The sequence below is a fragment of the Mycobacterium sp. E787 genome (genome assembly GCF_001668725.1).
Classification (GTDB): Bacteria; Actinomycetota; Actinomycetes; order Mycobacteriales; family Mycobacteriaceae; genus Mycobacterium.
Genome location: NZ_LZKL01000128.1, coordinates 1 through 17358 on the forward strand (window position 1 = coordinate 1; position 17358 = coordinate 17358).

15 protein-coding genes and 1 tRNA gene are annotated in these 17358 nt (G+C 68.3%); 13 read left to right on the forward strand and 3 right to left on the reverse strand.

Going from position 1 to position 17358, the window contains the following annotated elements; genetic code table 11:
• Window positions 1-77 precede the first annotated feature (77 nt).
• Window positions 78-167 (reverse strand) — tRNA-Ser (locus tag A5705_RS26215).
• Window positions 168-204: 37 nt separating this feature from the next.
• On the opposite strand from A5705_RS26215, the gene A5705_RS26220 reads away from it, so the two are divergent.
• Window positions 205-1176 carry an NAD(P)H-quinone oxidoreductase gene (locus A5705_RS26220; protein ID WP_068281078.1) on the forward strand — a complete coding sequence of 324 codons (972 nt, stop codon included), beginning with the start codon at window positions 205-207 and terminating at the stop codon, window positions 1174-1176.
• 138 nt (window positions 1177-1314) lie between these two features.
• Here the strand turns inward: A5705_RS26220 and A5705_RS26225 are convergent, their stop codons facing one another.
• A complete protein-coding gene (locus A5705_RS26225; protein WP_067879604.1) occupies window positions 1315-2511 on the reverse strand; it encodes a cysteine desulfurase-like protein in 1197 nt (398 codons plus the stop codon).
• Window positions 2512-2613: 102 nt separating this feature from the next.
• On the opposite strand from A5705_RS26225, the gene A5705_RS26230 reads away from it, so the two are divergent.
• The 5 genes from A5705_RS26230 to A5705_RS26250 are packed head-to-tail and all read left to right on the forward strand — an operon-like array spanning window position 2614 to window position 7736.
• Complete coding sequence (locus A5705_RS26230; RefSeq protein ID WP_068281080.1) at window positions 2614-4632, forward strand: DUF6541 family protein; 2019 nt, start codon at window positions 2614-2616, stop codon at window positions 4630-4632.
• A gap of 14 nt (window positions 4633-4646) precedes the next feature.
• Window positions 4647-5186 carry a bacterial proteasome activator family protein gene (locus A5705_RS26235; protein WP_156738383.1) on the forward strand — a complete coding sequence of 180 codons (540 nt, stop codon included), beginning with the start codon at window positions 4647-4649 and terminating at the stop codon, window positions 5184-5186.
• 20 nt (window positions 5187-5206) lie between these two features.
• Complete coding sequence (locus A5705_RS26240) at window positions 5207-6004, forward strand: ABC transporter ATP-binding protein (protein ID WP_067879597.1); 798 nt, start codon at window positions 5207-5209, stop codon at window positions 6002-6004.
• Entirely contained in the window at window positions 6001-6909 is a 909-nt protein-coding gene (locus tag A5705_RS26245) for a glycosyltransferase (RefSeq protein WP_067879594.1), read from the forward strand. Before A5705_RS26240 ends, A5705_RS26245 begins: the two co-directional genes overlap by 4 nt.
• Window positions 6906-7736 (forward strand): ABC transporter permease, encoded by an 831-nt coding sequence (locus A5705_RS26250; RefSeq protein ID WP_067879591.1) that lies wholly within the window; start codon window positions 6906-6908, stop codon window positions 7734-7736. The genes A5705_RS26245 and A5705_RS26250 overlap by 4 nt, the downstream gene beginning before the upstream one ends.
• A 103-nt stretch (window positions 7737-7839) precedes the next feature.
• On the opposite strand, the gene A5705_RS26255 is transcribed toward A5705_RS26250, so the two are convergent.
• The gene (locus A5705_RS26255) at window positions 7840-8277 is read right to left on the reverse strand and encodes an ester cyclase (protein WP_067879589.1); all 438 of its coding nucleotides are present in this window, start codon (window positions 8275-8277) and stop codon (window positions 7840-7842) included.
• A gap of 135 nt (window positions 8278-8412) precedes the next feature.
• Here A5705_RS26255 and A5705_RS26260 point away from each other — a divergent pair, with 135 nt between their 5' ends.
• The 7 genes from A5705_RS26260 (at window position 8413) to A5705_RS26290 (ending at window position 17358) form a co-directional block, all read left to right on the forward strand.
• The gene (locus A5705_RS26260) at window positions 8413-8952 is read left to right on the forward strand and encodes a 6-carboxytetrahydropterin synthase (protein ID WP_082956707.1); all 540 of its coding nucleotides are present in this window, start codon (window positions 8413-8415) and stop codon (window positions 8950-8952) included.
• Between the two features lie 153 nt (window positions 8953-9105).
• Window positions 9106-9585, forward strand: coding sequence for a GreA/GreB family elongation factor (locus A5705_RS26265; RefSeq protein ID WP_067879586.1), 480 nt, complete (start codon window positions 9106-9108; stop codon window positions 9583-9585).
• A gap of 104 nt (window positions 9586-9689) precedes the next feature.
• Entirely contained in the window at window positions 9690-10055 is a 366-nt protein-coding gene (locus A5705_RS26270; protein WP_156738382.1) for a GtrA family protein, read from the forward strand.
• A 32-nt stretch (window positions 10056-10087) separates the two neighbouring features.
• Entirely contained in the window at window positions 10088-11452 is a 1365-nt protein-coding gene (locus tag A5705_RS26275; protein ID WP_068281082.1) for an FAD-binding oxidoreductase, read from the forward strand.
• Window positions 11453-12217: a decaprenylphospho-beta-D-erythro-pentofuranosid-2-ulose 2-reductase gene (locus tag A5705_RS26280; RefSeq protein WP_068281084.1), complete on the forward strand. Its 765-nt coding sequence runs from the start codon at window positions 11453-11455 to the stop codon at window positions 12215-12217. It abuts the gene before it with no gap.
• Window positions 12218-12249: 32 nt separating this feature from the next.
• Complete coding sequence (locus tag A5705_RS26285; protein WP_156738386.1) at window positions 12250-14085, forward strand: galactan 5-O-arabinofuranosyltransferase; 1836 nt, start codon at window positions 12250-12252, stop codon at window positions 14083-14085.
• Window positions 14086-14091: 6 nt separating this feature from the next.
• Window positions 14092-17358: an arabinosyltransferase domain-containing protein gene (locus A5705_RS26290; protein ID WP_067879571.1), complete on the forward strand. Its 3267-nt coding sequence runs from the start codon at window positions 14092-14094 to the stop codon at window positions 17356-17358.

Sequence of the window (17358 nt, forward strand, 5' to 3'; positions counted from 1 at the left end):
CAAAACACCCCCAGCCAACAACTGAGGGTGTTCACTATGTCGCGAGACATCTGTCCTCGATGTCTCGCGACATCACATGGCGGTGGCGGAGGGATTTGAACCCCCGGACGGTGTTAGCCGTCTCTCGCTTTCAAGGCGAGTGCATTAGGCCGCTCTGCCACGCCACCGCTGATAAGGGTAACGGTGGCCGGTAGCGTGGCCGTCATGCGCGCGATCGTCGCCGAATCCCCCGATCAACTGTCCTGGCAAGAGGTGCCCGACGCCGCGGCCGGACCCGGCGAGGTGCTGATCAAGGTCGCCGCGGCCGGCGTCAACCGCGCCGACGTGTTACAGGCCGCCGGCAAGTACCCGCCGCCGCCGGGAGCCAGCGACATCATCGGCATGGAGGTGTCGGGGGTGGTCGCCGACACCGGCGGGGGCGTCGCGGATTGGTCTGCGGGACAAGAGGTTTGCGCGTTGCTGGCCGGCGGCGGCTACGCCGAGTACGTCGCCGTGCCCGCCGGCCAAGTGCTGCCCGTTCCCGACGGGGTGGAGCTCGTCGACGCCGCCGGGTTGCCGGAGGTGGCGTGCACGGTGTGGTCGAACCTGGTGATGGTCGCGCACCTGGGCAAGGGCCAGGTGTTGCTGGTGCACGGCGGGGGCAGCGGCATCGGCAGCCACGCGATCCAGGTCGCGCGGGCGCTGGGCGCGCGGGTGGCCGTCACCGCCGGGTCGGCGGAGAAGCTGGAATTCTGCCGCGAGCTGGGCGCCGAGATCACCATCAATTACCGCGACGAGGACTTCGTCGCGCGGCTGCGTGAGGAAACTCACGGCGCCGACTTGATCCTCGACATCATGGGCGCGGCCTACCTGGACCGCAACATCGACGCCCTGGCGACCGACGGGCAGTTGGTCATCATCGGCATGCAAGGCGGCATCACGGGCGAGCTCAACATCGGCAAGCTGCTGGCCAAGCGAGCGCGGGTCATCGGCACCACGCTGCGGGCCCGCCCCGTGACGGGCCCGAACAGCAAGACCGAGATCGTGCAGGCGGTGAGGGCGTCGGTGTGGCCGATGATCGCCGACGGCCGGGTGCGTCCGATCATCGGCGCGAGCATGCCCATCCAGCAGGCCGGTGACGCGCACCGGCGGCTGGTGGCCAGCGATGTGACCGGGAAGATCGTGCTGACCGTCTAGTCAGGGCATTGCGTGTAAGTCCGGGGCGTTGCGTGTGCGCCCACGGCGGCGACACGCCCACAGGGGCCTCCCGGTGTGCACACGCGAAGCCCTGTGCGCACACACAGCTGCCCCGGCGCTACGCGTGCGGCCAACCGCTCAGCCCAACGACGCCAGCGCGCGCACCAGCTGGTCCACCTCGGCCGTCGTCGAGTAGTGCGCCAGCCCGACGGTGACGGCGCCGCCCACGTCGTTGACGCCCAGCACGTCGAGCGCGCGGGAGCTCCCGTTGGAGATGGCCAGAATCCCGTTGTCCGCCAAGCGCTGCACGACGCGTTCGGCCGGCACGTCCTGCAGGGCGAAGCTGACCACCGGTATCCGCGCCTCGGGGCGGCCGATGACCATGACCAGCGGCAAGGACCGCAGTGACACCATCAGGTAGTCGAACACCCGGTTCAGGTACGTGGCGGCGGACTGCGTCGAGACCGACAGGCGTTCGCGGCGGGTGCCGCGGGCCGATTCGTCGAGCGCCGCGAGGTACTCGATGCTGGCGACGACGCCTGCCAGCAGGCCGAACTGGTGCGCCCCCACCTCGAGGCGCGCCGGCCCGGCGGCGTTGGGATCGGTCGAGACGGTGCCGAACGTGCTGATCAGCCCAGGGTCGCGGAACACCAGCGCCCCGATCGGCGGGCCACCCCAGGCGAGGGCGTTCACCGCGACGACGTCGGCGTCGGTCTCCTTGACGTCGAGCAGGCGGTACGGCGCGGCCGCGGAGTGGTCGACGACGACGAGCCCGCCGACGTCGTGCACGAGCTTGGTCATCGCCCGCAGATCGGTGACCGTGCCCAGCGTCGCCGACGCCGACGAGGCGGCCACCAGCCGTGTCGACTTCCCGATCAGGCTTTCCCACTGCCACGTCGGCAGCTCACCCGTCTCGATGTCGATCTCGGCCCACTTCACCTTGGCGCCGTAGCGATGCGCCGCCCGCAGCCAGGGGGCGATGTTGGCCTCGTCGTCGAGGCGGCTGACGACCACCTCGTAGCCGAGGCCGGCCCGCGAGGAGGACGCCTCGGCCAGCGACGACAACAGGATGGCGCGATCGGCGCCCAGCACCACACCCGCGGGGTCGGCGTTGAACAGGTCGGCTACCGCCGCGCGCGCCGCGTCCAGCACGGCGGCGCTACGCCGGGCCGAGGGGTGCGCTCCGACGGTGGTGGCGCTCGATCGCCGGAACGCCGTGGACACCGTCGTCGCAACCGAATCCGGGATGAGCATGCCGGCCGGCGCGTCGAAGTGCACCCACCCGTCACCCAGTGAGGGATGCAGTCCGCGCACCCGGGCGACGTCGTAAGCCATGCCAGCCACCTTAGAGCTTCGCAATTCCGCGAAAATTGTGACGGTAGCGGGTGCCGCTGAGGCGTTGGCAAGCCGGGGCACCCGGCCAGCCATACTAGTCGAGTGGGCCTGTGGACCGGAACGCTGATCGCACTGTTCTTGCTGATCGCGCCGGGTGTGATAGTCGCGCGCATCACTCAGCTGACCTGGCCGGTCGCCGTCGCGGTTGGCCCGGCACTGACGTATGGCGTTGTGGCCCTGGCGATTATCCCCTTCGGCGCGCTCGGAATCCCGTGGAACGGTTGGACCGCGCTGGCCGCGCTGGCGGCGGTGTGCGTGGTGGCCACGGGTTTGCAGCTGGCACTCGCGCGCTACCGCGACGCCGAGGCCGAAACGCGCGGGATCGGCCGCGGGCCGGCGGCGCTGGTGGCCTTCGGCGTGCTGCTGGGTGCGGCGCTCATCATGTGGGCGGGCTATCGCGGGCTCACGCATTGGCAGTCCATCCCCAGCACCTGGGACGCGGCCTGGCACGCCAACGAGGTGCGCTTCATCCTCGACACCGGCCAGGCGTCGTCGACCCACATGGGCGAACTGCGCAACGTCGAGACCCATCAGCCGCTGTACTACCCGTCGGTCTTCCACGCACTGACCGCGGTCTACTGTCAGCTCGCCGGGGCGGCACCCACCACCGGCTACACCCTCACTTCGCTGGCCGCCTCGGTGTGGCTGTTCCCGTCCAGCGCCGCCACGCTCACCTGGTTCCTGCTGCGCCCGATCAGCACCCAGTCCGATGTGTCGGCCTCCTCAGCCTCACCGGCATCGTCGGCCTCCCAATGGCGCGCCGCGGGCGTCTCGGCCACCGCGGCGGCGCTGTCGGCGTCGTTCACGTCGGTGCCCTACGTCGAGTTCGGCGTCGCGGCGATGCCCAACCTGGCGGCCTACGGGGTCGCGATCCCGACGTTTGTCCTGATCGCGTCGACGTTGCGGCACCGCGACCGCGTCCCAGCGGCCGTGCTGGCGCTGGTGGGCGTCCTGTCGATGCACCTGACCGGCGGGTTCATCGTCATTCTGTTCCTGTTGGCGTGGTGGCTGCTGGACGCCCTGTGGCATCCGGTCAGCGGCCGCCTACCCGACGCGCTGACCCTCGCCGCCGTCGCGGTGCCGACGTGCCTGATTCTGGCCCCGCAGTTCCTCGGCGTGCTCCGGCAGGCCGACATCATCGCCGGGCACGCGTTCCCCAGCTTCAAGAGCGTCAAGCAGGGCGTCATCGACGCGCTGCTCCTGCACACCCGCCACCTCAACGACTTTCCGACCCAATACGGGTTGCTCGTGCTGATCTACCTCGGGATGGCGATCCTGCTGTACAAGCGGATCTGGTGGCCACCCGCGGTCTGGCTGGTGCTGACGGTGGCGACCATCTACTCCGGGGCGCCGTTTCGCAACCCCGTCGGCCGCGCCATCGAGGCGTTCAGCCAGTTCTTCTACAACGATCCCCGGCGCCTGTCGGGGGTGGTGACGATGCTCGTGACGCCGATGGCGGCCGTCGCGCTGTTCGCGATCGTCTCGGTCGCCGTACTGGTGGCCAGACGTATGACCGAACGCTTCAAACAGTTGCCCTCCCCGGTCTGGACCGCCACCACGGCGGTCCTTCTTCTGGTGGCCACCGTGCTCACCGCCCGCCACTACCTCTACCGGCACCTGGTCCTGTTCGGCGACAAGTACGACTCGGTGATCATCGACCAGCGCGACCTCATGGCGATGGCCTACCTGGCCGGCCTCCCCGGCGCCCGCGACACGGTGATCGGCGACTCGAACGTCGACGGCACCACATGGATGTACGCCGTGGCCGACCTGCACCCGCTGTGGACCCATTACGACTTCCCGCAGCAGACCGGGCCCGGCTACTACCGCTACATCTTCTGGACCTCGGCGCGCAAAGGCGAATCCGATCCGAAGGTGGTCGAGGCGATTAAAGCGCTCAATATCAGGTACATCATGACGAGCACACCGAACGTCCGCGGGTTTGCCACACCCGACGGGCTAGTGTCTCTGGATAAATCGCCGTCGTGGACGATGATTTACGACAACGGCGGGGCTCGAATCTACGAGTGGCGCGACGACGCCGCGGCGCCGCAACCCTGAGGTCCCCGAAGAGGATGGTGAGTGGATTGACTAACGGCAACGACGGCCAAGACGCCGACGGCATCGAGGTCATAGGCGGCGTCGATCCGCGGATCATGGCGATTCGCGACGCGGACGACGACTCCGACGACGAGCGCTCCCTGACGGACCTGGTCGAGCAACCGGCCAAGGTGATGCGGATCGGCACCATGATCAAGCAACTGCTCGAGGAGGTGCGAGCGGCACCGCTGGACGAGGCCAGCCGCAACCGGCTGCGCGAGATCCACGCGACGAGCATCCGCGAACTCGAGGAGGGCCTCGCGCCGGAACTCCGTGAGGAGCTCGACCGGCTCACCCTGCCGTTCAATGAGGACACCGCGCCGTCGGACGCCGAACTGCGGATCGCGCAGGCGCAGCTGGTCGGCTGGTTGGAAGGGCTGTTCCACGGTATTCAGACCGCGCTGTTCGCACAGCAGATGGCCGCCCGCGCGCAGCTGGAGCAGATGCGCCAGGGCGCGCTGCCGCCGGGCATCGGCAAGCCGGGCAGCGGGTCCGGGCACGGTCAATACCTCTGAGCGAGCGTAGGTAGCCGACGGTGCCGGGTCCCCACATCGAGACGCGCGACGCGTGGGTGGAATTTCCGATCTTCGACGCCAAGTCGCGGTCTTTGAAGAAGGCCTTCCTGGGCAAGGCGGGCGGAACCATCGGTCGCAACAACTCCAACGTCGTCGTCATCGAGGCGCTGCGCGACATCACGATGACGCTCGAGCTCGGCGACCGCGTCGGGCTCGTCGGCCACAATGGCGCCGGGAAATCGACCCTGCTGCGGCTGCTTTCGGGCATCTACGAGCCGACCCGCGGCTGGGCCAGGGTCACCGGCCGGGTCGCGCCCGTCTTCGACCTCGGCGTCGGCATGGACCCCGAGATCTCCGGCTACGAGAACATCATCATCCGCGGGCTGTTCCTGGGTCAGACCCGCAAGCAGATGATGTCCAAGGTGGACGAGATCGCCGAGTTCACCGAGCTCGGTGACTACCTGTCGATGCCGCTGCGCACCTACTCCACCGGGATGCGGGTCCGGCTGGCGATGGGGGTGGTCACCAGCATCGACCCCGAGATCCTGCTGCTCGACGAGGGCATCGGCGCGGTGGACGCCGACTTCCTGAAGAAGGCCCAGTCCCGGCTGCAGAGGCTGGTGGAGCGGTCCGGAATCCTGGTGTTCGCCAGCCATTCCAACGAATTCCTGGCGCGGCTGTGCAAGACCGCGATGTGGATCGACCACGGCGTCATCCGCATGTCCGGCGGCATCGAGGAGGTCGTGCGCGCCTACGAGGGCGAGGACGCGGCCCGGCACGTGCGCGAGGTGCTGGCCGAAACCGCCGGACAGCCATGAGTGAGACCATCTTCGCCGTCGTGGTCACCCACCGGCGTCCCGACGAGCTGGCCAAGTCGTTGGACGCGCTCAGCACGCAGACCCGGTTGCCCGACCACCTGATCGTGGTCGACAACGACGGTGACGACCGGGTGCGGGATCTGGTTGCCGGCCAACCCATTCCGACGACCTACCTGGGTTCGCGCCGAAACCTCGGCGGCGCTGGGGGTTTCGCGCTCGGCATGCTGCACGCGCTGGCGCAGGGGGCCGACTGGGTGTGGCTCGCCGACGACGACGGGCGGCCTCAGGACTCGCATGTGCTGGCGACGCTGCTGGCCTGTGCCGAGAAGTACGGCCTGGCCGAGGTGTCGCCGATGGTGTGCAATATGGACGACCCGCAGCTGCTGGCGTTTCCGCTGCGGCGCGGCCTGGTATGGCGCAGGCGCACAAGCGAATTGCGCACCGAAGCCGGCCAGGATCTGCTGCGTGGCATCGCGTCGTTGTTCAACGGCGCGCTGTTCCGGGCGTCGACGCTGGAATCGATCGGTGTCCCGGACCTGCGGTTGTTCATTCGCGGCGACGAGGTGGAGATGCATCGGCGGCTGGTTCGATCCGGCCTGCCGTTCGGTACCTGCCTGGACGCTGTCTACCTGCATCCGTGCGGATCCGACGAGTTCAAGCCCATCCTGGGCGGCCGGATGCACACCCAATATCCCGACGACGCCACCAAGCGATTCTTCACCTACCGCAACCGCGGCTATGTGCTCGCGCAGCCGGGACTGCGCAAGCTGCTGTTCCAGGAGTGGGTGCGGTTCGGCTGGTTCTTCCTGGTGAGCCGCCGGGACCCCAAGGGCCTGGCCGAATGGATCCGGTTGCGCCGCTTGGGCCGTCGCGAGCGCTTCGGCAAGCCGGGAGGAGCCACGTGACGTTCTATGATGCGGCGGCGCAGTCGCGGACCTTCGCCCGCGCCCGCAGCGACCTCCTCGATGGTTTCCGCCGCCACGAGCTGTGGCTGCACCTGGGTTGGCAGGACATCAAGCAGCGCTACCGCCGCTCGGTGCTGGGACCGTTCTGGATCACCATCGCGACCGGCACCACCGCCGTCGCGATGGGCGGGTTGTATTCCAAGCTGTTTCACCTGGACCTGGCGGTGCACCTGCCCTACGTCACGCTCGGGCTGATCATCTGGAACATGATCAACGCCGCCATCCTGGAGGGCGCCGACGTGTTCGTCGCCAACGAGGGGCTGATCAAGCAGCTGCCGACACCGCTGAGCGTGCACGTGTACCGGCTGGTGTGGCGGCAGATGATCCTGTTCGCACACAACATCGTGATCTACGTCGTCGTCGCGATCATCTTTCCCAAGCCGTGGTCGTGGGCCGACCTGTCGGTCATCCCGGCGCTGGGGTTGATCGTGCTGAATTCCATCTGGGTGTCGCTGTGTTTCGGCATCCTGGCGACCCGTTATCGCGACATCGGCCCGCTGCTGTTCTCGGTGGTGCAGCTGCTGTTTTTCATGACGCCGATCATCTGGAACGACGACACGCTGCGGCAGCAGGGCGCGGGACGGTGGTCGAGCATCGTCGAGCTCAACCCGCTGCTGCACTACCTCGACATCGTTCGGGCCCCCTTGCTGGGCGCCCACCAGGAACTACGGCACTGGGTGGTGGTCTTGGTGCTCACGGCCGTCGGTTGGGCGCTCGCAGCGTTCGCGATGCGCCAGTATCGGGCCCGCGTGCCGTACTGGGTTTAGCCCCTCGCGGTGTCGGCGGGCGCGGCGTTGTTGCTCAGCCGCGGTCGCGCCCGCGGGCGGTTGCCGCGTCCAGATCCTGTTAGGCGTCTTCGCCAGGCGCGGCTCAGCTGATCGGGGGAAGAACTCCCATTTGAGTCAGCACGCCGGCCATATCAAAGTAGACCTTCTCACACAGGAGTCGATCGCCCTCGAATTCGAAGATCCCGACTATCGGAATCTCGACGCGGCGTCCCGTTGGGGGAATACCCGCCCATTCACCGTCATGGGTTCCCGTGATCCGCCCTTCGCCGAATATGGCGTCGTCGGCATGGCGCATCTTGCCGAGCTCGGCGTGCAGGTCGGGAAGCGCAACCATGAGGCCTTGCAGCAGCTCTCGAACGGCCTCCTCGCCATCGCTCGGGACGCCGTTCACCTCGTAACGTGGATGGGCGAAGGTCGCGATTGTCGCCTCGATATCGTGCCGGTTTTCCGCCTCGGCGTGCTTATTGACGATTGCCTCGCGGCGTTGGCGAAGGCTGGTGATGTCCTCGATCGCCGTCATAACGGGGCCTCCTCGATGTCTCGATGAATCCCCCGATGGGGCGTCACTCTAGAACACCGGCGAGATTCGTGGGGCCTTCCAGCTCTCCAAGGATCCTGCAAGGATCCTGCAAGCCACGGACCCGACGCTGCACTCATGAATGACGCGGGTCTCGACGGCGACGTGTGCGTCGCCACCATGCACCGCGCCGACACACCAATCGGCCGGGCGGCGCGGTTCCACACGCGCAAGCTGTTCGGCGAGCTCCCGTGCTGCCATCGCTCGTGGGCCAATGGGGGCAAGCGCTTCTTCCTGCACGGCTACGAACGCAGCTTTGAAGTCGAGTTCGCCTGCGCTCAAACCGAACGCGGCACTGGTCTGGTGGTCGACGTCGGCACCGTCGCCGAAGTTCGGTCGGCACTGCGCTACCAGTTCGACCACACCACGCTGATCGCGGAGGACGATCCGCAGCGCGACCTGTTCGAACTGCTGGCCGAGCGGGGCGTGGTCGACCTGCGGATCATGGCGAACACCGGCATGGAAGGCTCGGCGGCCTGGGTGTTCGAGACGGCCGAGCGCATCGTCGGGCTGGCCACCGGCGGCCGGGTGTGGGTGTCCCGAATCGAGGCGCGGGAAAGCCGCAACAACGTGGTCACGCTCACCGCGGGACCGGTGACGGCCGAGGGCTGGGGTTAACGCGCTGGCAAACGGGGTGGATTCCCCGCGCTACTGGGTATGTGTACAACAGCCAATTCGCTGGCGCGTAGGGTGGCGGCAGCCTGGTCGTGGTGCAACACTGTAGCGCTACAGGTCAGCAAGTGACGGCAGACAGGAATCGGGTCGACTGACGTGAGCAAAAAAGCCAAGTCGGCGGTGGACGTGGCGCGGGAAAACCTGGCCGCGGAGCTGGACCGGCTAAAGCAGCGGCGCGATCGCCTCGAGGTCGAGGTCAAAAACGACCGCGGCATGATCGGTGATCACGGGGACGCGGCCGAGGCGATCCAACGCGCGGACGAACTCGTCGTGCTCGGCGACCGGATCAACGAGCTGGATCGGCGATTGCGGAGCGGGCCGTTGCCGGCGGACGACTCCGAAGCGCTGCCCGGCGGCACCGAGGTGACGGTGCGGTTCCCCGACGGGGAGGTCGTCACCATGCACGTGATTTCCATCGTCGAAGAGACTCCCATCGGCCGCGAGGCCGAGACGTTGACCTCCCGCAGCCCGCTGGCGCAGGCGCTGGCCGGGCACAAGGCGGGCGACACCGTGACCTACACGACGCCGCAAGGGGAGAACCAGGTCGAGCTGATATCGGTGAAGCTGCCCCGCTGACCCGCCCGGCCATCGGCGCCGGCCCCGATAGACTCGCCGCAATGATCCCCCCAGAGCCTGGCGCGGTGCCAACGCGCCCACACTTGGGTCTGACGACGCAGGTAATGCGTTTCGTCGTCACCGGCGGCCTGGCCGGGATCGTCGACTTCAGCCTCTACTTGGTGCTGTGGAAGGTCGTGGGCTTACAGGTCGACCTGTCCAAGGCCACCAGCTTCATCGTTGGCACCATCACCGCCTACCTGATCAACCGCCGGTGGACCTTCCAGGCGACGCCGAGCACCGCCCGGTTCGTCGCGGTCATGGTCCTGTACGGCATCACCTTCGCGGTGCAGGTCGGGCTCAATCATCTGTGCCTGGCACTTTTGCACTACCGGGGGTGGGCGCCCGTTGTCGCGTTCGTGATCGCGCAGGGCACCGCGACGGTGATCAACTTCGTCGTGCAGCGAGCCGTTATCTTCCGCATCCGCTGAGCCGTAGGGCCCAGGCGGTACCCTCTTTGACGATGTTCACCACCAAGCGGCTCGCGGGCTGGGGGCGTACCGCGCCGTCCTTGGCGACGGTGCTTTCGACGCCAGACCCCGAGGAGATCGCCAAAGCCGTGGCCAACACGGCCGACTCGGGGGGCCGCGGCGTGATCGCCCGCGGGCTGGGCCGGTCCTACGGCGACAACGCGCAAAACGGCGGCGGCCTGGTGATCGACATGACCGAGCTGAACACCATCCACTCCATCAGCGCCGACACCGGGCTGGCCGACCTCGACGCCGGAGTGAACCTCGACCAGCTGATGAAGGCGGCGCTGCCGTTCGGCCTGTGGGTGCCGGTGCTGCCGGGCACCCGCCAGGTGACCATCGGCGGCGCGATCGCCTGCGACATCCACGGCAAGAACCATCACAGCGCGGGCAGCTTCGGCAACCACGTGCGCACCATGGACCTGCTGACCGCCGACGGCCAGGTCCGCCACCTCACTCCCACCGGGGACGACGCCGAACTGTTCTGGGCCACGGTCGGCGGGAACGGGCTGACCGGGATCATCCTGCGGGCCACCGTAGAGATGACGCCGACGGAGACGGCCTATTTCATCGCCGACGGCGACGTCACGGCCGGCCTGGACGAAACCATCGCTTTTCACAGCGACGGCAGCGAGGCGAACTACACCTATTCCAGCGCGTGGTTCGACGCGATCAGCGCGCCACCGAAGCTCGGCCGCGCGGCGATCTCGCGCGGCTCGCTCGCCAAGCTCGATCAGTTGCCGAAGAAGCTGCAGAGGGATCCGCTGAAATTCGATGCGCCCCAATTGCTTACGGTTCCCGACATCTTCCCCAACGGCCTTGCCAACAAGTACACCTTCGGGCCGATCGGCGAACTGTGGTACCGCAAGTCCGGCACCTACCGCGGCAAGGTCCAGAACCTGACGCAGTTCTACCACCCGCTCGACATGCTGGGCGAATGGAACCGCGCCTACGGGCCGGCCGGTTTCGGCCAGTACCAGTTCGTCGTGCCCACCACCGCCGTCGAGGAATTCAAAGGCATCATCCGCGACATCCAAAAGTCCGGGCACTACTCGTTTCTCAACGTTTTCAAGCTGTTCGGCCCGGGCAACCAGGCCCCGCTGAGCTTCCCCATCCCGGGCTGGAACGTGTGCGTCGACTTCCCCATCAAGCCGGGGCTCAACGAGTTCCTGAACGAACTCGACCGCCGCGTGCTGGAATTCGGTGGCCGCGTCTACACCGCCAAGGATTCGCGAGTGAATGCCGAAACCTTCCACGCCATGTACCCGCGCATCGACGAATGGATCGCCTTGCGCCGCAAGGTCGATCCCCTGCGGGTGTTCGCCTCCGACATGGCCCGACGTTTGGAGCTGCTCTAGATGGTGCTTGACGCCGTGGGAAATCCGCAGACCATCCTGCTGCTCGGGGGCACCTCCGAGATCGGGCTGGCCATCTGCGAGCGCTACCTGCAGAACGCGCACGCCCGAATCATCCTGGCCGCCATGCCGAATGACCCGGAACGCGACGACGCGGTGGCCCAGATGAAGGCCGCGGGCGCGCGCTCGGTGGAGCTGATCGACTTCGAGGCCACCGACCCCGACAGCCACCCCAAGATGATGGACGAGGCCTTCGCCAACGGAGACGTCGACGTGGCCATCGTCGCGTTCGGCATACTGGGGGACGCCGAGGAACTGTGGCAGAACCAGCACAAGGCGGTACTGGCCGCCGAAATCAATTACACGGCGGCGGTTTCCGTAGGCGTGCTGCTGGGTGAGAAGATGCGCGCCCAAGGCTTCGGCCAGATCATCGCGATGAGCTCGGCGGCCGGCGAACGGGTGCGGCGGTCCAACTTCGTCTACGGCTCCACCAAGGCCGGCCTGGACGGTTTCTACCTGGGCTTGGGAGAGGCCCTGCGCGAGTACGGGGTTCACGTCCTGGTCATCCGGCCGGGCCAGGTGCGTACCCGGATGAGCGCCCACGTCAAGGAAGCCCCGCTCACCGTCGACAAGGAGTACGTCGCCAACCTCGCGGTGACCGCGGCGGCCAAAGGTAAGGAATTGGTTTGGGCACCAGCAGCATTCCGTTACGTGATGATGGTGTTACGACACATCCCGCGGAGCATCTTCCGCAAGCTGCCCATCTGAACGTGCGCAACGCGCTCGTCACGCTGGGCCAGATGGCCGCGGCGGTGGCGGTGGCGGTGATCGTGGCGGTGCCATCGCTGATCGCGATCGCCGGCGTGCAATGGCCCGCCTTCCCGTCGTCGAACCAGTTGCACGCGTTGACCACCGTCGGTCAGGTCGGCTGCCTGGCCGGGCTCGTGGCCGTCGGCCGGCTCGGCCGCCTGGGCCGTCATCGGATCCTGGCCCGGCTGGGCGGGCTGGTGTTCGCCTCGGCCTTCACCGTGGTGACGCTGGGCATGCCGCTGGGCGCCACCAAGCTGTACCTGTTCGGCATCTCCGTCGACCAGCAGTTCCGCACCGAATACCTGACCCGGCTCGCGGACAGCCCGGCCCTGCACGACATGACCTACCTCGGGCTGCCGACGTTCTACCCGCCGGGCTGGTTCTGGATCGGCGGTCGCGTCGCCGCGCTGACGGGCATGCCGGCGTGGGAGATGTACAAGCCGTGGGCGATCACCTCGATCACCATCGCGGTCGCCGTCGCGCTGGTGCTGTGGTGGCGAATGATTCGCTTCGACTACGCGCTGATCGTCACCACCGCGACCGCCGCGGTGACGCTGGCCTACAGCTCGCCGGAGCCGTACGCCGCGATGATCACCGTGTTGTTGCCGCCGGTCCTGGTGCTGGCGTGGTCGGGCCTGCGCGCCGGCGAACGCGGCGGTTGGGCCGCGGTGATCGGCGCCGGGCTGTTCCTCGGCTGGGCGGCCACGTGGTACTCGCTGCTGCTGGCCTTCAGCGCGTTCACGGTGTCGCTGATGGCGCTGCTGCTGGCGGCGACCCGCTGGCGACAACACGGCTTGGGAGCGGCGCTCGACCCGCTGCGCCGGCTGGCCGTCATCGCCGTCGTCGCGGCCGCCATCGCGAGCACGACGTGGCTGCCGTTCCTGCTGCGCGCCGCGCACAGTCCGGTGAGCAACAGCGGCAGCGCCTTCCACTACCTCCCCGCCGACGGGGCCGAGCTGACCTTCCCGATGCTGCAGTTCTCGCTGCTGGGGGCGGTCTGCATGCTGGGCACGCTGTGGCTGGTCGTGCGCGCGACCACCTCGGTGCGGGCGGGTGCCCTCGCGGTCGGCGTGGTCGCCGTGTACCTGTGGTCGCTGTTGTCGATGCTGACCACGCTGGCGCGCACCACGCTGCTGTCGTTTCGGCTGCAACCGACGCTGTCGGTGCTGCTGGTCGCCGCGGGGGCCTTCGGGTTCGTGGAGCTCACCCAGGCATTGGCCGCACGCCACCGCGCGGTGGTCCCGGTGGCCGGGGCGATCGGCCTGGCCGCGGCGATCGCGTTCAGCCAGGACATCCCCGACGTGCTGCGGCCCGACCTGACCATCGCCTACACCGACACCGACGGCCACGGCCAGCGCGGCGACCGGCGGCCGCCGAGCTCGGAGAAGTTCTACCCGGTCATCGACGCCGCCATCCTCAAGGCGACCGGCAAGCCCCGCGACCAGATCGTCGTGATGACCGCCGACTACAGCTTCCTGTCCTACTACCCCTACTGGGGGTTCCAGGGGCTGACGTCGCACTACGCCAACCCGCTGGCCCAGTTCGACCTGCGCGCGGCCCAGATCGAGAAGTGGTCCAAGCTCAAGACCGCCGACGAGTTCATCCACGCGCTGGACACGTCGCCGTGGCCCCCGCCGACGGTTTTCCTCATGCGCCGCGGCGCGAACAGCAACTACACGTTGCGGCTGGCGCAGGACGTGTACCCCAACCAGCCCAACGTTCGCCGGTACACCGTCGATCTGCCGGCGGCCCTGTTCGCCGACCCGCGCTTCGCCGTCCAGACCGTCGGCCCGTTCGTGCTGGCCGTCCGCAAGCCGGCGGTGTAGCGGTTGATGGCCACCGAAACCCAGGCTGACTTGGCCGAACAACTACCATCTACCCCCGTGGACGACGCGGGAGGTAACCACCGGATCGCTCGGGTGGTTGCTATCGTCGCCGGACTGCTGGGCGCCCTGCTGGCGATCGCCACACCGCTGTTGCCGGTCAACCAGACCACCGCTCAACTGAACTGGCCCCAGAACGGCACGTTCAACAGCGTCGACGCCCCGCTGATCGGCTACGTCGCCACCGATCTGAACGTCACCGTGCCGTGCCAGGCCGCCGCGGGGCTGGCGGGACCGCAGAACGCCGGCAAGACGGTGCTGCTGTCCACGGTGCCCAAGCAGGCCCCCAAGGCCGTCGACCGCGGCCTGCTGATCCAGCGCGCCAACGACTACCTGGTGCTGGTGGTGCGCAACGTCGCGGTGGTCACCGCCCCGCTGAGCGAGGTGCTCAGCCCGGCGTGCCAGCGGTTGACCTTCACCGCGCACGCCGACCGGGTCACGGCCGAATTCGTCGGCCTGACGCAGGGGCCCAACGCCGAGCATCCCGGCGCGCCACTGCGCGGCGAGAAGAGCGGCTACGACTTCCGGCCGCAGATCGTCGGCGTCTTCACCGACCTGAGCGGGCCCGCTCCGCCTGGCCTGAGCTTTTCGGCGACCGTCGACACCCGCTACAGCAGCAGCCCCACCACGCTGAAGATGGCGGCGATGATCCTCGGGGTGGTCCTGACCGCCCTCGCCCTGGTGGCCCTGCACGTCCTCGACACCGCCGACGGGACCCGGCACCGCCGCTTCCTGCCCGCGCGGTGGTGGTCCATCGGCGGTCTCGACGCCCTCGTCATCGCCGTGCTGGGGTGGTGGCACTTCGTCGGCGCCAACACCTCCGACGACGGCTACATCCTGACCATGGCCCGGGTGTCCGAGCACGCCGGCTACATGGCCAACTACTACCGGTGGTTCGGCACCCCCGAGGCCCCGTTCGGCTGGTACTACGACCTGCTGGCGTTGTGGGCCCACGTCAGCACCACCAGCATCTGGATGCGGTTGCCCACTTTGGCGATGGCGCTGACGTGCTGGTGGGTGATCAGCCGCGAGGTGATGCCCCGTCTGGGCCACGCCGTCAAGCGGAACCGGGCGGCGGCGTGGACCGCGGCGGGCATGTTCTTGGCGGTCTGGCTGCCGCTCGACAACGGCCTGCGCCCCGAGCCGATCATCGCGCTCGGCATCCTGCTGACCTGGTGTTCGGTCGAGCGTGCGGTGGCCACCAGCCGGCTGCTGCCGGTGGCGATCGCCTGCATCATCGGCGCGCTGACGCTGTTCTCCGGGCCGACGGGCATCGCCTCGATCGGCGCGCTGCTGGTCGCGGTCGGGCCGCTGCGTACGATCCTGCACCGCAGGTCCAAACTGTTCGGCGCCCTGCCGCTGGTGGCGCCCCTGCTGGCCGCCGTCACCGTCACCGCGATCCTGATCTTCCGCGACCAGACGCTGGCCGGCGAGATCCAGGCCACCGCTCTCAAGCGCGCCGTCGGGCCCAGCCTGAGCTGGTTCGACGAGCACCTCCGCTACGAGCGGCTGTTCATGGCCAGCCCCGACGGGTCCGTCGCCCGCCGCTTCGCCGTGCTCGCGTTGGTGCTGGCGCTCGGGATAACCGTGGCGATGTCGTTGCGCAAGGGCAAGATTCCGGGCACCGCCGCCGGGCCGAGCCGACGCATCGTCGGCATCACCATCATCTCGTTCGTCGCGATGATGTTCACGCCGACCAAGTGGACCCACCACTTCGGGGTGTTCGCCGGCCTCGCGGGGCCGCTGGGCGCGCTCGCGGCCGTCGCGGTGACGGCCGTGGCGATGCGGTCCCGGCGCAACCGCACCGTGTTCGCCGCCGTGGTGCTGTTCTTGGTGGCGTTGTCGTTCGCCAGCGTCAACGGCTGGTGGTATGTCTCCAATTTCGGTGTGCCCTGGTCGAATTCGTTCCCGGCGTGGCATTACGCCTTCGCCACGATGCTGCTCGGGCTGACCCTGCTGGTGCTGCTGCTGGCCGCCTGGTTCCACTTCGTCGACCCCGACAACGGCGCACCCAAAACCCGCCTCGGTGCGCGGGTTGCCGGAATTATCCAGTCCCCGTTGGCAATTGCGACGTGGATACTGGTCATCTTCGAGGTGGCGTCGCTGACCCTGGCGATGATCGACCAGTATCCCGCATGGACGGTGGGGCGCTCCAACCTCGAGGCGCTGACCGGCAAGTCCTGCGGACTGGCCGAGGACGTGCTGGTGGAACAGGACCCCAATGCCGGGATGCTGACACCTGTGAGCGCGCCCGTGGCCGACGCCCTGGGCGCGGGCCTCTCGGAAGCGTTCACGCCCAACGGCATTCCCGCCGACGTCCGCGCCGACCCGGTGATGGAGCGTCCCGGCGACCGCAGTTTCGTCGGCGAGGACAAGCTGACCACCGGCGCGGAGGCCGGCACCGAAGGGGGCACCACCCCCGCACCGGGGATCAACGGCTCGGCGGCCCAGCTGCCCTACAACCTCGACCCGGCGCGCACACCGGTGCTCGGCAGCTGGCGCTCCGGCATCCAGTTACCGGCCCACCTGCGGTCCGGCTGGTATCGCCTGCCCGCCCGCGACAAGGCCGGGCCGCTGCTGGTGGTCAGCGCGGCCGGCCGCTTCGACCCGCGCGAGGTCCAGGTGCAGTGGGCCACCGACGACCAAGCGGCCGCCGGGCACCCCGGGGGGTCGTTACAGATGGCCGACGTCGGGGCGTCCCCCGCGTGGCGCAACCTGCGGCTGCCGTTGTCGGCCATCCCGACCGCCGCCACCCAGATCCGGCTGGTCGCCGACGACGAAGACCTCGCGCCGCAGCACTGGATCGCGTTGACGCCCCCGCGGATTCCGCAGCTACGCACGCTGCAGGACGTGGTGGGCTCGGCCGACCCGGTGTTCCTGGACTGGCTGGTCGGACTGGCGTTCCCCTGCCAGCGGCCGTTCGGCCACCAAAACGGCGTGGACGAGACGCCGAAATGGCGGATCCTGCCGGACCGGTTCGGCGCCGAGGCCAACTCGCCGGTGATGGACAACAACGGCGGCGGCCCGTTGGGCGTCACCGAGTTGCTGGTGAAGGCGACGACGATGGCGACCTACCTGAAGGACGACTGGTCGCGCGACTGGGGCTCGCTGCAACGGTTGACGCCCTACTACCCCGACGCGCAGCCCGCGAAGCTGCAGTTGGGCATCGCGACGCGCAGTGGCCTGTGGAGTCCGGCGCCTCTGCGAAAGACTTAG

Excerpts from the sequence above, each read along its gene's own strand:
- A5705_RS26220 (WP_068281078.1), top strand. The coding sequence starts at position 205 with ATGCGCGCGATCGTCGCCGAATCCCCCGATCAACTGTCCTGGCAAGAG.
- A5705_RS26225 (WP_067879604.1), bottom strand. The coding sequence starts at position 2,511 with ATGGCTTACGACGTCGCCCGGGTGCGCGGACTGCATCCCTCACTGGGT.
- A5705_RS26235 (WP_156738383.1), top strand. The coding sequence starts at position 4,647 with ATGGTGAGTGGATTGACTAACGGCAACGACGGCCAAGACGCCGACGGC.
- A5705_RS26245 (WP_067879594.1), top strand. The coding sequence starts at position 6,001 with ATGAGTGAGACCATCTTCGCCGTCGTGGTCACCCACCGGCGTCCCGAC.
- A5705_RS26255 (WP_067879589.1), bottom strand. The coding sequence starts at position 8,277 with ATGACGGCGATCGAGGACATCACCAGCCTTCGCCAACGCCGCGAGGCA.
- A5705_RS26260 (WP_082956707.1), top strand. The coding sequence starts at position 8,413 with ATGAATGACGCGGGTCTCGACGGCGACGTGTGCGTCGCCACCATGCAC.
- A5705_RS26270 (WP_156738382.1), top strand. The coding sequence starts at position 9,690 with ATGCGTTTCGTCGTCACCGGCGGCCTGGCCGGGATCGTCGACTTCAGC.
- A5705_RS26275 (WP_068281082.1), top strand. The coding sequence starts at position 10,088 with ATGTTCACCACCAAGCGGCTCGCGGGCTGGGGGCGTACCGCGCCGTCC.
- A5705_RS26280 (WP_068281084.1), top strand. The coding sequence starts at position 11,453 with ATGGTGCTTGACGCCGTGGGAAATCCGCAGACCATCCTGCTGCTCGGG.
- A5705_RS26285 (WP_156738386.1), top strand. The coding sequence starts at position 12,250 with ATGGCCGCGGCGGTGGCGGTGGCGGTGATCGTGGCGGTGCCATCGCTG.
- A5705_RS26290 (WP_067879571.1), top strand. The coding sequence starts at position 14,092 with ATGGCCACCGAAACCCAGGCTGACTTGGCCGAACAACTACCATCTACC.